The organism is Litoribacter ruber (genome assembly GCF_018449405.1).
Lineage (GTDB): Bacteria > Bacteroidota > Bacteroidia > Cytophagales > Cyclobacteriaceae > Litoribacter > Litoribacter ruber.
In genome coordinates, this window is record NZ_JAHCMY010000007.1 from 51575 (window position 1) to 66975 (window position 15401).

A 15401-nucleotide genomic window follows, 5' to 3' on the forward strand; every position below is an offset into this window, starting at 1 on the left:
ATGCTGCTTATTTTTACCCTATCAGGTTCCCTTGGTCATCCCATTGGGCTACCACTCCCCGCTGATCGGGTTTTAGATATACATCTTCCAACCTGGGATCATATGCCACCCCATATTTTTCCAAAACATGCTCGGGCACTCCATCCCATACATTTGGCCGGTTGCCCACATACCCTAAGTCATCAAAACCCATTTTGGAGGTGAAATAGCCTGTGGAAGTCAAATCCCTCAAGATATTGAAAAACCGCACGCCATTTCCAACTTCCGGACCAGCCTTGTCAGGATAAGCTATTTCATCAATGATCGAAATTCGTTGATCATTGGAGAGATCCATAAATTCCTGATCAAACCTATCCAAGGCCCGATTGTCAAGCCAGCGCAGGCCTCCACGCATATGCGTTTGATAAGACGGGATGTCTTTGACCATAAACTCAATAAAATCCGGCACACCTGCATCCAGAGCACTTCCTGAATCTTCATCAGCAGGTATGATTACCTCCACCAGATAATTCAGCTTTTCCACTTCCTTCTCAGTAAAAAATGTCTCCGACAACAACTTCTTGTCAATAGCTATTTCCTCGGGACTTCTGCCGGCTGTGGAAAAACCCGACGGGGCCGGAACTTCTTCTACCGAACTCTCCTCCACGCTGCAGCCCGCCAGCAAAAAGCCCGAGGCCCCAGTAAAAAGTAATTTCAAATTTTCACGTCTGTTCATATCGATATTACTTAAATATTTTGCTTTTTCATTTGATCCACAATATAGTCGGAAGTTCTCCAGGCCAATGCAAGGATAGTCCAAGTCGGGTTTTTGTCCGCCTGAGAAACGAACGGCCCTCCATCCACTACAAACAGGTTTTTGCAATCATGAGACTGACAGTTGCTGTTTAAGACAGAATTCGACGGATCATTCCCCATTCGCGTGGTACCCACTTCATGGATTATTCGCCCAGGAGCATGCAGCCCGTATTCGTTTTCCTTACCCGGCTTGGTTCCTAGAAGCTTTCCGCCCATACCCGTAAGCAGCTCCTCAAAGGTATCATGCATATGCTTGGCTTGATTAAGCTCCTGATCGGTCCAGTTGTAATTGAACTTCAATACCGGAATACCATATTTATCTACCGTCAAAGGATCAATTTCGCAGTAGTTTTCATAACGCGGAATACTCTCCCCACGTCCTGACATCCCTACGGTGGTTCCAAAAAACCTCTTGATATCCTTTTTGAGACCTGCCCCATACCCACCATTCGGGCTAGGCGTACCAAACTCATCTTTGATGTGGCTTCTCAGGGTATCCATTCCGGTCCCGAAACCGTAGGATGGCATGCCCATCCCACCCCAAAACTCAATATGGTAACCTCTGGCAAAATCAAGCTTTTTATTGTCCAACCACCATGGCGTATACACATGCATCCCTCCGGTGCCGTCCTCATTATACCTGTCGCGATCGACCAAATCAGGGATTACTGCCATTCTATCGGCTCCTGTAGAATCATGCAGATATCGGCCCACCATTCCGCTATGATTTCCCAATCCGTCTGGATGGGTTTTGGATTTTGAGTTCAACATAATCCTAGCCGATTCACAAGCAGAGGCTCCTAGCACCACTACACGTGATTTCAGCTTATATTCCCTCATGTCCTCTTTGCTGACATAAGAAACTCCCGTGGCCTCACCCCTATCATTAGTAGTCACTTTTCTAACCATGGAGTTAGTATACAAGTCCACTTTTCCTTTCTGCATCGCAGGCTTTACCAAGCATGTTCCTGAGGAAAAATCCGCATATGCCTGGCACGCTCTGTTACATTGGTTACAAAAAAAGCACACCCCTCTTTCATTGTTGATCGGCCTGGTAAGGATTGAAAGCCTGGAAGGGATCACGGGGATATTGGCCTTATCGGCGCTCTTTTTAATCAAAAGTTCATGCAACCTTGGCTTTGGTGGAGGCAAGAAAAAGCCATCCGGCTCATTGTAAATCCCTTCTTTTGTACCAAATACTCCAATTAATTTATCAACCCTATCATAATAAGGCTTTAGATCATCATAACCAATCGGCCAGTCATGACCCAATCCGTCAATACTACTTCTTTTGAAATCGTTTGGCCCAAACCGCAAGGAAATCCTCCCCCAGTGATTGGTCCTTCCCCCCAGCATCCTTGACCTGAACCAATCAAAACGGGTCCCTGCACTTTTGGTATAGGGCTCGCCATCAATCAGCCAGCCGCCAATAGCCGCATCAAAGTCACCGAAGGGCCGGATAGTCCCGGCACCTCTCCTTGGAGACTCCCAAGGAAACCGCAACTGTGTTCGGTGCTCTTCCTTTGCAGGATCAAAATCACCTCCAGCTTCCACTACCGCGACCCTAAAGCCGGCTTCTGATAGTATTTTAGAGGCCATTCCGCCTCCCGCACCGGATCCCACTATAATTGCATCATACTCCTGGGATCCTTCCTTTATCTCAAAACTCATACTCTATAATTGTTTATTTTGGGCTGGTCAGACGATCGACCATCAGTTTCTAAATACTAAAACGTTTTATTTACAACAAATATGTTTAATCAATCAGGTAAATCAAACATAAATTCTAAAATTTTCTCAAAACCCATGATAATCGGTTTATGAGGCGTTTGATCAGGTCTTTATAATAGAACAGCCCATTTTCTAAAAATTTATTTTTAACAATTTTTGACAAATGGTTTGTGAATTTTTAAAAATATTATGTAGTATAGCTGTCTCAAAACCATTTAATCCCTTAAAACCCAATAGCAAACATGAAGAAACAATCAAATTCTATGATAGAGCTAAAACCTTTCAGTTACATTCTACATTTTTTTAGATCTGAAAAGGAAATCGATTGCACCCCATCAAAATCTTAATTTTAATAATTCAGTGCTAAAACATTTTAGTAAAACCCAAAGTACAATGACATGAACACACAACTACTAACATCACCCGACCAGCAGAAATCCGCTGGCTGGCGGCATCTGAGAAAATTCCTTGCTATAGGAATTACTCTTGTGCCTTTACAACAAGCATTGGCAACCTCATCTGCGGTGAGCTTGGATGTTTCGTCTACAATGAATGTAGAACAAAATGACATTCAGGTTTCCGGAGTTGTTAGGGATGAATTTGGTGAAACTCTACCGGGGGTTTCTATTATGATTAAAGGAACCTCAATTGGAACGGTGACAGATATTGACGGGGCATTTACCTTAGAAGTGCCTTCGGAAACCGCTATCCTGGTTTTTAGCTTCGTTGGCCTTGAAACCAAGGAAATCCAGATAGGTAATGAAACCAACATTGAGGTTGTGCTGAATCAGGGCACAAGCGCTTTGGATGAAGTTGTTGTTGTGGGGTATGGTAGCCAAAGAAAATCCGACCTGACCGGTTCCGTGGGAACGGTTGGGTCTGAAGACTTGCTCCGTGAGCCTGTAGGGAATGTTCTTCAGGGCTTGAAAGGGAAAGTTGCCGGGGTGAATGTGAGCCTCAACTCCGGATCGCCTACCAGTAGTCCAAGAGTAATTATTCGGGGTCTGGGCACGGTAAACGCATCATCTGACCCGCTATACGTAGTGGATGGGGTGGTAATGGAAGACATCAGGTTTATGAATCCCAATGATATCGAAAGCCTTGAAGTATTAAAAGACGCCTCCGCGACAGCCATATACGGTTCTCGTGGTGCTAATGGTGTGATCCTCATCACCACAAAAAGAGGCACCAAAACCGACGGCATAGTGGTAGGCTATGAAGGTTTTGTCAATGTGGGCGTCCTGCCAAACAGGATGGACATGATGAACTCCGAGGAGTATCTGGAAGTGGTGGAGAGAGGTTTTGCCAACCACTCGCAGTATTCGGGCAGCACGCCGCCGGTATTCAGCAGGGAAGATCCCCGACTGTTTGACAGCAACGGAAATCCACTTTATGACACGGATTGGCAAAGAGAAGCCACCAGAACAGCGCTATCCCATAACCACCAAATTTCAATCCAGCAAGGTGGCGAAAGAAGTTCCGTTGGTGCATTTGTCAACTATTCCAGAATGGAGGGCATCATGCTCAATAGCTGGATGGAAAGAATCAACGGTAAGATCACCTATGATGCCACTCCAAAAGACTGGATATCCGTCGGGATGAACCTCATGGTCAACCACACCAAAGAAAACGAAGTGGAAGAGGGCGGCGGTGGCCAGGTTCCTAGAAGGACCATGCTGGAAATGCCCCCAATCTTCCCCGTACGCTTCCCTGATGGCACTTGGAGCAACTCCGCCATGATCAGTGATCCCTACAATATTGAACCAATGGCCAACCCTGTCCATGTTTTGACCACTCAAGATAGATTAAGAGACAGAACCCAGATATTTGGTAACACTTATCTGACTTTCCACTTGGCTCCAGGCTTGGATTTGAGAACGCAATTTGGTTTTGACATCCACGAGCGGAAATTCCAGGATTATGGGCCAACCGATCTGATCAACATATCAGCTCCATTGGGCTATGCTTCGATCAATAATCAACGAAGCACCTATTGGCAGGAAGAAACCTATTTGACATATAACAAGGAAATGGGTGATCATAGAATCAACGCCGTGCTAGGTCTTAGCTGGCAAGGAAGAACTTTTGAAGGTAATTTCGTGGAAGCCAGAGGCTTTTCAGATGACTTCTTCAGGTTCAACCGAATTCAGGCGGCAAGTCAGCCGGAAGCTCCACAGTCTAACTGGAATAACTGGACTATGAACTCCTATTTCTTGAGAGGTAGCTATACTCTCAAAGACAGGTATTTGGTAACCTTGACGGGAAGAATTGACGGTTCATCAAGATTTGGGGAAAACAACAAATATGGGGTATTCCCTTCTGCGGGTTTAGGCTGGATTTTGAGCAATGAACCTTTCATGGAGAATGCCACGGGCGTAGATGAGCTAAAACTAAGATCAAGCTTTGGTATTACAGGCAACACCGAAATCCCCATGTATCAATCCCTAGGCACGGTGAGCTCGGGAACGGTTTTAATCAATGGATCAAGAGCTTCCCACAGCTTTATAAACCGCCTGCCAAATCCAGACCTGGGCTGGGAAAGAACCAACCAGTTCGATGTTGGATTTGACATGGGACTGTTCAACCGTCGCTTGACTTTAGGATTTGATTATTACTACAAGCTTACCACCGACCTGCTACTTGACAGACCGGTTCCTTACCACACGGGGTTTTCGGCAGTAAGGGATAACATAGGCTCGATTTCAAATCAAGGTATAGAGTTTTTGGCTACTGCCTACCCTATCAACAGACCTGATTTCCATTGGGAAACAACTCTAAATTTTAATTACAATGTCAATAGAATTGAATCACTCGGCGAAAATGACGAAGATATTTTCCCTGGCCCAAACTGGGTTTCCGGTTCGCAAACCATTCTGAGAGTAGGCGAGCCACTAAGTTCTTTCTGGGGCTTCCAAAGATTGGGCACATGGGGCACCCATGAGGCGGCAGAGGCTGCGGCAGTGGGCCGAGTGCCCGGTGAGGCCAAGCGTTCCGAAGACCCCACAATCATAGGCAATGGTCTTCCGGACTGGACAGGAAGCTGGATCAACAACCTGCGTTACAAGAATTGGGACTTCAGCCTTGAATTGCAGTTTGTATATGGAGTAGACGTACTTCAGCAGTACCTCCACTCTATCGAGGACAGAACGGGCATTGCCAACACCCTAAGGACCTCCCTTTACAACAGCTGGACTCCAGAAAATCAAAACACCCATGTTCAGCAAATTAGAAACGCAGCATATTCCGGACAAAATAGTGAAATAGATGACCACTGGGTAGTGGACGGCTCATACATCCGAGGCAATGTGATATCACTTGGATACACTTTCGACAGAGAATTGATCTCAAGATGGAACATGAATCATCTTCGGGTATATACCAGTGTGCAAAATGCTTTCCTACTTACCAGCAACGAGTTCCAGGGATTTGACCCAGAATCCTCTTCATGGGCTGGAAACCAATGGGGGCAAAATATTTTCTTCTTCCAGTACCCGAGACCTAGAACCTTCACCCTAGGGGTAAGTGTACAATTCTAAATTTAGACAATCATGAAAAAGTATATATATACCATACTTATAGCGGGCATTTGCTCTTCCTGCGCCGACTTCCTACAGGAGGAGCCCAGGGATGAAATGTCTTCAGAACAGTTTTTTACCATACCACAACATGCGCATGATGCAGTTAACTCCCTTTACCGAAACGGAGCGCCGCAGATCATCAATTCAGCTGCCTCCTATGGGGGGTCAAGAGCCATGTTGGGAAATTATATGTCCGGGTATTTTGACAACGAATACCGAGGTCAGGAACCGCATGTCCAGCACACCCAACAACTGACGCTAAACGGGGTAAACCTTGCCACCTATCTTGGCAATACCTGGGCTGATCTTTACAGAGGAATAGCTAGAGCCAATAACGCGATCAAGTATATTCCTACTATAGAAGCCCTCCCTGCCAATGAGGCATCCATGCTGTTGGCAGAAGCCCGGTTCTTCAGAGCCTTTTCCTACTTCTATTTGGCCAAAATGTTTGGGCCTGTCCCGTTGATCGTAGACCCATATGAATCTTTGGAAAACCTGTATATGGAAAGAGCTCCTTTGGAGCAAATTTATGGATTGATCGTTTCCGATCTCGAATTTGCGATCAACGAAGGCGGGCTTTCACAGTCTAGCATGGCCAATAACGGGAACAGGATTGCTCAGGGTACAGCACAGGCCTTGCTTGCGGATGTCTATTTGACAATGAGCGGTTATCCTTTGCAGCAGGACAATTATCAAAATGCTGCGGCGATGGCTAGAAGCGTGGTGAACAGTGGCAGCTATGCCCTAGTGGACCACGATAGAGATGGTGATGGAAATGTAATCCCTGAAAACAGTGCCTACAACAAAATCAGAAGGGCAAGCGTGTCCCCTTCCGAATATATTTATTTTATAGAATACACGGTAGGTATAGCAAACAACACCTACCCGGTGTACACCATGCCGGTTTCGGTGACTTCAGAAGCGGCCTATGGTGTCACGAACGGTGCCTACCAGCCATTGAGCAGGTTCCTGAACGGCTATGACCCACAACAGGATTTGAGGGTTCAGGAAAAACAGTATTTCCACTCTTCATTTACCAACAATCAGGGAAACACTTTCACCTTTGGAACCGCCCCGTATATGTGGCATGATGAAACGGCTATCAGAGAGACAGCCGCCTCGGGAAAAGATGTAGCCGTATATCGCTATGCAGATGTATTATTAACGGGTGCGGAAGCCATTGCCCAGTCGGAAGGAGTGACGGATGAAGCCGTGAGATATTTGGCTGATGTGAGATCAAGAGCATATTTTACCCAAACCAGAGAGGAAATAGAAGCGGATTTGAGAGCACTTTCCGCTGGCGAATTTATTCAGGAAGTGTGGAAAGAAAGGTTTAGAGAACAAGTTTTTGAGTTCCACCTTTGGGCGGATATTCAGAGAACCAGGCAATACCCTATTACCCAGGAAGGGGGCGTAATCAATTATGTGGACGTAATCGGTCAGCCTAACGGATGGGGCAGGTCATTTACTGAAAACAATTTGCTTTTCCCTATACCAGAAACAGAACTACAGAGAAACCCTGCCTTGACGCAGAATCCAGGATACTAAACCTATATAAACCGACTAAACCTAAAAAAAAGATATAGTCCCTTGGGCTATGTCTTTTTTATATCTTTAAAAAATGAAAACTATCCATATGAGGCATTTAATTCTTTTCATCTGTTTTATCATAGTCTCCCCTGCCTTTTCGCAAAAGGTAATAGTGGACGAGGTCAAAGACCCGATCGATTGGGTAAATCCATTGATGGGCACAGACTCGAAGCCCAGTCTATCGCACGGCAATGTATATCCAGCCATAGCTTTGCCCTGGGGCATGAATTTTTGGACTCCCCAAACGGGCAAGATGGGAAGCGGCTGGGCCTACCAGTACAGTGCCGACAAAATCAGAGGTTTCAAGCAAACCCACCAACCTTCCCCTTGGATGAATGATTATGGGCAATTTTCTTTGATGCCCATCACCGGGGACATCAAAGTTGATGAGGACGAGCGAGCCAGCTGGTTTTCCCACAAATCGGAGGAGGTCAGCCCATATTACTACCGTGTTTACTTGGCAGACCATGATGTCACCACGGAATTAGTGCCTACCCAGAGAGCGGCAAGATTCAGAATCGCCTACCCGGCAACGGATGGGGCACATTTGGTCATTGATGCATTTGATGACGGGAGCTATGTCAAGGTAATTCCTGAAGAAAACAAAGTCATTGGCTATACGACTAAAAACAGCGGCGGAGTGCCGGAAAACTTTAGAAATTACTTTGTCATTTATTTTGATGCCCCAATTTCATCTGCTCAAGTTTATGAAGGAAATGACGCCAAGTCGGGTAATGAAAATGAAGGAGAGCATGCCAAAGCTGTTATTACCTTTGATTCCAAAGATGGCAAAACCGTGGAAGCAAGGGTCGCATCATCCTTTATCAGCTATGAGCAGGCTGAAAGAAACCTGACAACAGAAATAGCAGATAAAGGATTTGACGACCTGAAAAAGGAAGGCCGGGATATATGGAACAAAGAACTAAGCAGAATTGAGGTAGAAGGCGGAGAAGTGGACCAAATTAAAACCTTCTACAGCTGTCTTTATAGATCTTTGCTTTTCCCTAGAAAGTTTTTTGAATACGACGAGGAAGGCAATGTAGTGCATTACAGCCCATACAATGGTGAGGTTTTGCCAGGATATATGTTTACCGACACGGGATTCTGGGATACCTTTAGATCATTATTTCCATTCCTGAACCTCATGTATCCTGAGCTAAACGCCCAAATGCAGGAAGGTCTGGCAAACGCCTATAAGGAAAGTGGATGGCTCCCAGAATGGGCCAGCCCCGGATTGCGGAATGTGATGATTGGAAATAATTCGGCATCTGTTGTATCGGATGCCTACCTGAAAATCGGTCAGGAACATTCCTACGATATCGAAACCCTTTATGAAGCACTGCTGCATGGGGCAAACAACGCCGGACCGTTGACTGCCGTAGGAAGAGCCGGTGTAGAATATTACAATAACTTGGGCTATGTGCCGTACGATGTGGGCATCAATGAAAACGCTGCCCGAACCTTGGAGTATGCCTACAATGACTTTACTATTTACCAATTGGCCAAAGCCTTGAATAAACCCAAGGAGGAAATTGAGCTTTATAAAAAGAGAAGCTTGAATTACAAAAATCTTTTTGATCCTGAAACCAACCTGATGCGTGGCAAAAATGAAGACGGAACCTTCCAGTCTCCCTTCAATCCCTTCAAGTGGGGGGACGCGTTTACAGAAGGAAACAGCTGGCACTACACCTGGTCGGTCTTTCACGATGTAGCGGGGCTGATCGATCTCATGGGGGGAAAAGAGGGTTTTGTTTCCCAACTGGATAAGGTTTTTGAACTGCCCCCGATCTTTGATGAGAGCTACTACAGCAGTGTGATCCACGAAATCAGGGAGATGCAGATTGCCGACATGGGCCAATATGCACACGGCAACCAGCCTATCCAGCATATGATTTACCTATACAACTATGCAGAAGAACCCTGGAAAGCCCAAAAGTGGCTTCGGGAAACCATGAACCGAATGTACAGACCTACCCCTGATGGATACTGTGGGGATGAGGACAATGGCCAGACTTCGGCTTGGTATGTTTTCTCCGCCATGGGTTTCTATCCTGTAGCCCCGGGTACCGATGAATATGTAATGGGCGCTCCCCTTTTCAGGAAAATGACTTTACATTTACAAAACGGTAATGAGGTAGTCATTTCCGCACCTAAAAATGGGCGGGAAAACCTATATGTTCATAATGTCAATTTCAACGGAGAAGCTTATTCCCCATTGTTCTTCAATTATTTTGACCTAATGGATGGAGCGAATATTGAATTTGAAATGACTGACAAGCCGCAGGAAAATATCCAAAAAAGCCAAAAAGACCTGCCCTATTCTTTATCCACTGCCAACGAATAAAAACCTATTAAATGAGTAACCTGAAAACGATGGGGATAGATATCGGAGGTTCACATTTCACCTCCGGGTTTGTGAACCTGCATAACCTGGCCATCATCCCCCATACCTTCAACCGAGTCGATTTGAAATCGAACGGCTCGGTTGAAGGTATAATTTCCGCCTGGGCAAATGCCATCATGCCCAGTCTCGGCGAAGAGGGCTTTGACGGCTGTATCGGAATTGCCTTCCCAGGACCGTTTGACTATCCCAACGGGATAAGCAAAATCAAAGACCAGGGGAAATTCCAGCACCTTTATAACCTCAACATCAAAAACCTTCTAGCGGATCAATTGAATATTGGAGCATACCAGATCAAATTCATCAATGATGCGGCCTGCTTTCTCCAAGGGGAGGTGATCAGTGGTGTAGCCAAAGGGAGCAAATCCGCCATTGGGCTTACTTTGGGCACTGGTTTGGGTTCCGCATTCTTTTTAGATGGAAAGGCCGCAGATGCGGCTTTGTGGGAAAGCCCTTTTAAAGAGGGAATGGCTGAAGATTATTTCTCCACCGCCTGGTTTCTGGGCAGGTATATAAAACTCACCGGTTTTGAAGCTGAAGGAGTAAAAGAATTGGCATTTAAGGCGGATAGAAATCCCGTTTTAAGGGCTCTTTTTGAAGAATTCGGCAAAAACCTGGCTGAATTTCTAATCCCGCAAATAGAAGAGCACAAACCCGAAACCATCGTCTTGGGCGGCAATATTTCCAAAGCCCATAAATTGTTTTTGCCAGCCACACAGGCCGTGTTAAAGCAAAATAAAATCGAAACTTCCATCAAAATCACTGAACTTGGAGAATGGGCCACCATAGTAGGTGCAGCAACCTTTAGCCATAACTGCCAAACCCAATGAGTCAAACTACCCTAGCCAAAAACAAAGCAGGCTCCTATTCCGCTCCACTGGCAGTGGTAACACTGCTCTTCTTCATGTGGGGGTTCATTACCTGCATGAACGATATATTGATCCCGCATTTACAGGAAGTGTTTACTTTGAAGAACTGGCAGGCCATGCTGATCCAGACCGCCTTCTTCGGTGCATACTTTTTTGTATCGTTGGGATATTACCTCTTTTCGGTTTGGAAATTTGACCCCATTGGCCGGATAGGGTATAAAAATGGGATTGTACTTGGCTTGTTGGTCGCTGCGGCAGGTTGTGCCCTGTTTCTTCCAGCAGCCTCAATGGTCAATTACAACTTCTTCCTATTCGCCCTATTCGTACTGGCCTGCGGCATCACGCTGATCCAGATTGCAGCAAACCCTTACGTGGCCATCCTTGGTCCTCCCAAAGGTGCTTCCAGCCGACTCAACATGACCCAGGCGTTTAATTCCCTTGGCACCACCTTGGCCCCGGTGATCGGGGGTTATTTGATATTTCAAGCGGTGGGAGAAGGTAATCTCGGTGCCGACTCTGTCAAAATCCCCTACCTGTCACTAGCTGGCTTGTTAGTTCTTCTTGCCGTACTGATTAAAAGGTTTCCGCTTCCCGAGATCAAACCAGACGCAAGTTTGGACACCAGTTCATCCCTAACCCAAAACCGGCATTTGGTTTTGGGGGTATTGGCCATATTTGCATATGTTGGTGCTGAGGTGGCTATTGGCAGCAATATCATCAACTTTGCCCGGTTGCCACATATTGCAGGTTTGGATGAGGCTGAAGCGAGTCATTTCTTGGCCCTTTTCTGGGGTGGAGCGATGATAGGGAGGTTCTTTGGAGCCATCGCATTGGCAGGAAAAAGCCTGCAACAAAGACATTACACCCTCATTGCGGGAATTTTGACACTCTCCGTACTGGTGGTATTTTCACTTTACGGAGCCCAAACAGCCCTGTATGTCGGCCTGTTTATTATGCTCAACATGCTGGTGCTAGCAATTGGCCGGTTTATTCCTCAGAGGACTCTTTGGCTATTTGCTTTGGTGATCGTAGGCCTGCTTTCTGTTACCATTTTTACAGAGGGGTACCTGGCCCTTTGGACATTGGTAGCCGTTGGTCTCTTTAATTCCATCATGTTTCCAACCATTTTCACCCTTTCCATCGCAGGATTGGGAAGCGCGACCTCACAGGGTTCTTCTGTGTTGGTGATGGCCATCGTGGGAGGTGCCATTATCACACCCCTTCAAGGTGTTGTGGCTGACTATTTGGGAAGCGTGCAATGGTCTTTCATTGTCCCTTTGCTTTGTTATTTGTACATCATGTTTTTCGGAATGAATGGTTACAAAATCAGAAAAACAGACTGATTTTACGACAAAACAGGCCTTTGAAGCAAATAATTAATTAATTTGCCAACACTATGGCAAAAAAGAAATACTCAATCAAGGACATTGCAAATGAACTCAACATTTCAATTACAACTGTTTCGTTTATCCTAAACGGAAAAGCCAAAGAAAACCGGATTAGTGAGAAGCTTACCAAGAAGGTCCTTGATTATGTAAAAAAGGTCGGATACAAGCCAAATCAGCTTGCCCAGAGTTTGAGGACCGGAAAAAGCAAAATCATTGTGTTTATGGTGGAGGATATCTCCAATCCTTTCTTTTCCAATATTGCCAGAAACATTGAAAGCAAAGCCCACGAGAATGATTATAAGATTATCTACTGCAGCACGGACAATAAAAAGGAAAAGGCGCAGGAGTTGATTCGGCTGTTTAAGGGCCGCCATGTGGATGGGTATATTATCACGCCCACGGAGGGCATGGAGGAGGATATTAATATGCTGCTCAGTGAGAAAATCCCAGTGGTTCTCTTTGATAGATATTTTCCCGAGGTGGAAACCAGCTACGTGGGCATCAACAATTACCAGGCAGCCAAAGACGCCAATAATTACCTGATCGGCAAAGGCTACAAAAACATTGGGCTGGTGACTTTGAAAAGTGCCCAAACCCAGATGACCGACAGAATGGACGGCTACTTGGATGCATTGATTGAAAGTGATCTCCGCCCGGTAGTCAAAGAGGTAGATTATGACAATTTTAATTCTGATGGCATAATCCGGGATATTGAGAAGTTTATCGTCACCAACGACCAGCTGGACGCCATTTTTTTTACCACCAATTATTTAACCATCAGCGGGCTGAAAGCAATCAAAAGATTGAAGAGAAGCATACCCGAAGATCTGGCCATAGTTGCCTTTGACGACAATGTGCTTTTCAGCCTCTTTGACCCGCCAATTACGGCTTTGGTGCAACCTATCGAGGATCTGTCCAAAAACTTAATGGAAATCATCCTGCCCCAGTTAAAGGGCAATATGGACATCGTCAAAAAAGAATTGCCGGCCACCTTACTCAAAAGGGCCTCCACCAATTGAGCGCTTACCGGTCTTCGGCAAACTGCATCTGCTGGTTGTCCACTTTTATTTTGGTCACAAAAAACACGTGCCGGTTGGCCTCCCTCCCACTTTCTGTCTGATACCGGACCTTTTGGGTCCCCGTGAGCAAATAATAATTATCGTACCACCATGTGAGGGACAAAGAATTTTCCGGCGTGTCGCGTATTCTTTCTTTGTCGTTGATAAGCTCAATTTCGAACTTTTCATTTTCCATCAAAACCTCCCCTTCCCTGACATGGCTCAATACCAGGTCGGCTTTATCTAGATAAAGGAAATATAGATCCCGTCCGTCAAAGCTCACCTGACCGAATTTCTGATCCGAATGGGTAATCTTGTTGCCTAATGGCAGGGAGTTTTCCCACAGCAGTTTTCCCTGGCTGTCGACAAACATAAATTGGGCTGCCATATATTTGAATTGGTAATTTATCGGCCTGCCCATTCCCCCAGCCGTCATCCCTGTACCCAAAGCTGGATACATCCGCTGATGCTGGTTAAAGTAAGCCTCAGAACCTGGGTAAAAATTCCGGTTGTACATATACCTGCTTGAGGAAGGAGAAAAGTAATCGTTGTAAATCAAATAGCCGTCGCCAAACGCCATGACCTCCCGGGTGGCCAGCACATTGGGTATAGTGATGCTTTTTTCCCGCTCAATCGCCCGCTCCACACTTTTGTTCCTCCTCTTACGTGCCCGTTCGGGAAGGTAATTGTAGAAGTTGGGAAAATCTTCGATGGTGTAATAATGGTTGAAATATTCACCAAACTCATTGATGTTGGCAAAATAAATGCCTTGGAAGGCATCCTTTTTTCGTAACCCAAATGGCCCAAACATAGCCTGTCGATAGGCGCTTGGCTCCGTTAGCACAGCTTCCAAGATTTCATACTTGGGATCATCAAGCTTGTCAATCTTCACTTCACGGAGTTTTTGCCCATCTAGGTCAAATGTGAGTACAGAAATCAGCTTGTTTTTATACATGTCCCTACGGCTCATCACCACATCAAAAACCCCTGTTTCGGGTTGCTTTTGGAGTTGGATTATTTTGGCATCATTGGCGTAAATTCCCTGTAGGGTAAAAACGCTTTCCTCCTCGATGTCAAAAACCTGCACGACGGGCCTTCCATCGAGCAAACCCATCATGATGGCCCTTTCGTCGAGCACCTGAAAATCCTGTAAGTCAAATTGCAGGATTTTGCTGACGTCAAACTTTTCAAGAGAGGAGTTTTCCAGATTGATTCGGTATATTTTTCGGTCTTTACCAATGGAGGTCCGGCCAATAAGCACATATAAAAACTCCCCTTCAAAATCATAGGCAATCAGATCATGGTAGTCAGGTAATTCAACCTCGCGGAGATCCTTTTTTTCCAAATTGTTTGATCCCAGAAAATATTGGAACTTCCTCTTCAACACCAACCCTCGGTCTCCGTGTACTCTAAAACCCAAAACCCCGCTTTTGTAAGGAAAAATCATGAAATTCTCCTCATTCGGTTTGGTCTCAATTTCGAGCCTTTCCACAAACTGGATTTGTGCAAAACCTTCGACAGATAAAAAAATCAAAATCAATACTGTACACAAATACTTCATTTTTCCGCCAATTGTAAGATAAAATCAAACTCATTCGCTGTTAATGGCATCACTGATAAGCGCGACTGTTTCAACAATAGCATCTCAGACAACTCTTCCTGACCCTTTATTTCTTGCAGGGTCACAGGCCTCTTCAACTCATTCTCCGCAGCCAACCGCACCGCAACCCAGCCTTTCCCCTCTTCATCCGCAGGATCGGGAAATGACTCTTCACTGACCTTTGCCAATCCCACTACCTCCCGATGCTTGCCACTATGGTACACCATCACCAGATCGCCCTCTGCCATGTCTTTCAAAAAATTCCTGGCCTGATAATTCCTCACTCCATCCCAGATATCTTCCTTTTTGGATACCAGGTCTGCCCATCCATAGGTTTCGGGCTCAGTTTTAACCAGCCAGTGCTTCATTGCGACATTTTTATGCTTCTAGC

At 45.6% G+C, this 15401-nt stretch carries 10 protein-coding genes; 6 read left to right on the forward strand and 4 right to left on the reverse strand.

The features are described 5' to 3' along the window. Positions 1-13: 13 nt before the first annotated feature. Both KI659_RS12830 and KI659_RS12835 read right to left on the reverse strand, forming a co-directional pair. A complete protein-coding gene (locus tag KI659_RS12830) occupies positions 14-715 on the reverse strand; it encodes a gluconate 2-dehydrogenase subunit 3 family protein (RefSeq protein WP_213945760.1) in 702 nt (233 codons plus the stop codon). A gap of 11 nt (positions 716-726) precedes the next feature. Further along, positions 727-2466, reverse strand: coding sequence for a GMC oxidoreductase (locus KI659_RS12835; RefSeq protein WP_213945761.1), 1740 nt, complete (start codon positions 2464-2466; stop codon positions 727-729). 458 nt (positions 2467-2924) lie between these two features. Between KI659_RS12835 and KI659_RS12840 the strand changes: the two genes are divergently transcribed. The 6 genes from KI659_RS12840 to KI659_RS12865 all read left to right on the forward strand — a co-directional run bounded on the left by KI659_RS12840 (position 2925) and on the right by KI659_RS12865 (position 13371). Beyond that, a complete protein-coding gene (locus tag KI659_RS12840; protein ID WP_213945762.1) occupies positions 2925-6062 on the forward strand; it encodes a SusC/RagA family TonB-linked outer membrane protein in 3138 nt (1045 codons plus the stop codon). Between the two features lie 12 nt (positions 6063-6074). After that, a complete protein-coding gene (locus KI659_RS12845; RefSeq protein WP_213945763.1) occupies positions 6075-7652 on the forward strand; it encodes a RagB/SusD family nutrient uptake outer membrane protein in 1578 nt (525 codons plus the stop codon). Positions 7653-7725: 73 nt separating this feature from the next. Continuing rightward, positions 7726-10038 (forward strand): GH92 family glycosyl hydrolase, encoded by a 2313-nt coding sequence (locus tag KI659_RS12850; protein WP_246535404.1) that lies wholly within the window; start codon positions 7726-7728, stop codon positions 10036-10038. Positions 10039-10049: 11 nt separating this feature from the next. After that, positions 10050-10925 carry an ROK family protein gene (locus tag KI659_RS12855; RefSeq protein WP_213945764.1) on the forward strand — a complete coding sequence of 292 codons (876 nt, stop codon included), beginning with the start codon at positions 10050-10052 and terminating at the stop codon, positions 10923-10925. Then, complete coding sequence (locus tag KI659_RS12860; protein WP_213945765.1) at positions 10922-12307, forward strand: sugar MFS transporter; 1386 nt, start codon at positions 10922-10924, stop codon at positions 12305-12307. The genes KI659_RS12855 and KI659_RS12860 overlap by 4 nt, the downstream gene beginning before the upstream one ends. Positions 12308-12360: 53 nt before the next feature. Next, on the forward strand, positions 12361-13371 hold the full coding sequence (locus KI659_RS12865; RefSeq protein WP_213945766.1) for a LacI family DNA-binding transcriptional regulator: 1011 nt from the start codon (positions 12361-12363) through the stop codon (positions 13369-13371). Positions 13372-13375: 4 nt separating this feature from the next. On the opposite strand, the gene KI659_RS12870 is transcribed toward KI659_RS12865, so the two are convergent. Both KI659_RS12870 and KI659_RS12875 read right to left on the reverse strand, forming a co-directional pair. Further along, the gene (locus KI659_RS12870) at positions 13376-14971 is read right to left on the reverse strand and encodes a transcriptional regulator (protein WP_213945767.1); all 1596 of its coding nucleotides are present in this window, start codon (positions 14969-14971) and stop codon (positions 13376-13378) included. Then, positions 14968-15378: an EVE domain-containing protein gene (locus KI659_RS12875; protein ID WP_213945768.1), complete on the reverse strand. Its 411-nt coding sequence runs from the start codon at positions 15376-15378 to the stop codon at positions 14968-14970. Before KI659_RS12875 ends, KI659_RS12870 begins: the two co-directional genes overlap by 4 nt. Positions 15379-15401: the final 23 nt, after the last annotated feature.

What these genes read in the sequence shown, in the direction of transcription:
- KI659_RS12850 (WP_246535404.1), top strand. Translation starts at nt 7,726, where the DNA reads ATGAAAACTATCCATATGAGGCATTTAATTCTTTTCATCTGTTTTATC.
- KI659_RS12865 (WP_213945766.1), top strand. Translation starts at nt 12,361, where the DNA reads ATGGCAAAAAAGAAATACTCAATCAAGGACATTGCAAATGAACTCAAC.
- KI659_RS12860 (WP_213945765.1), top strand. Translation starts at nt 10,922, where the DNA reads ATGAGTCAAACTACCCTAGCCAAAAACAAAGCAGGCTCCTATTCCGCT.
- KI659_RS12845 (WP_213945763.1), top strand. Translation starts at nt 6,075, where the DNA reads ATGAAAAAGTATATATATACCATACTTATAGCGGGCATTTGCTCTTCC.
- KI659_RS12875 (WP_213945768.1), bottom strand. Translation starts at nt 15,378, where the DNA reads ATGAAGCACTGGCTGGTTAAAACTGAGCCCGAAACCTATGGATGGGCA.
- KI659_RS12855 (WP_213945764.1), top strand. Translation starts at nt 10,050, where the DNA reads ATGAGTAACCTGAAAACGATGGGGATAGATATCGGAGGTTCACATTTC.
- KI659_RS12870 (WP_213945767.1), bottom strand. Translation starts at nt 14,971, where the DNA reads ATGAAGTATTTGTGTACAGTATTGATTTTGATTTTTTTATCTGTCGAA.
- KI659_RS12840 (WP_213945762.1), top strand. Translation starts at nt 2,925, where the DNA reads ATGAACACACAACTACTAACATCACCCGACCAGCAGAAATCCGCTGGC.
- KI659_RS12835 (WP_213945761.1), bottom strand. Translation starts at nt 2,466, where the DNA reads ATGAGTTTTGAGATAAAGGAAGGATCCCAGGAGTATGATGCAATTATA.
- KI659_RS12830 (WP_213945760.1), bottom strand. Translation starts at nt 715, where the DNA reads ATGAACAGACGTGAAAATTTGAAATTACTTTTTACTGGGGCCTCGGGC.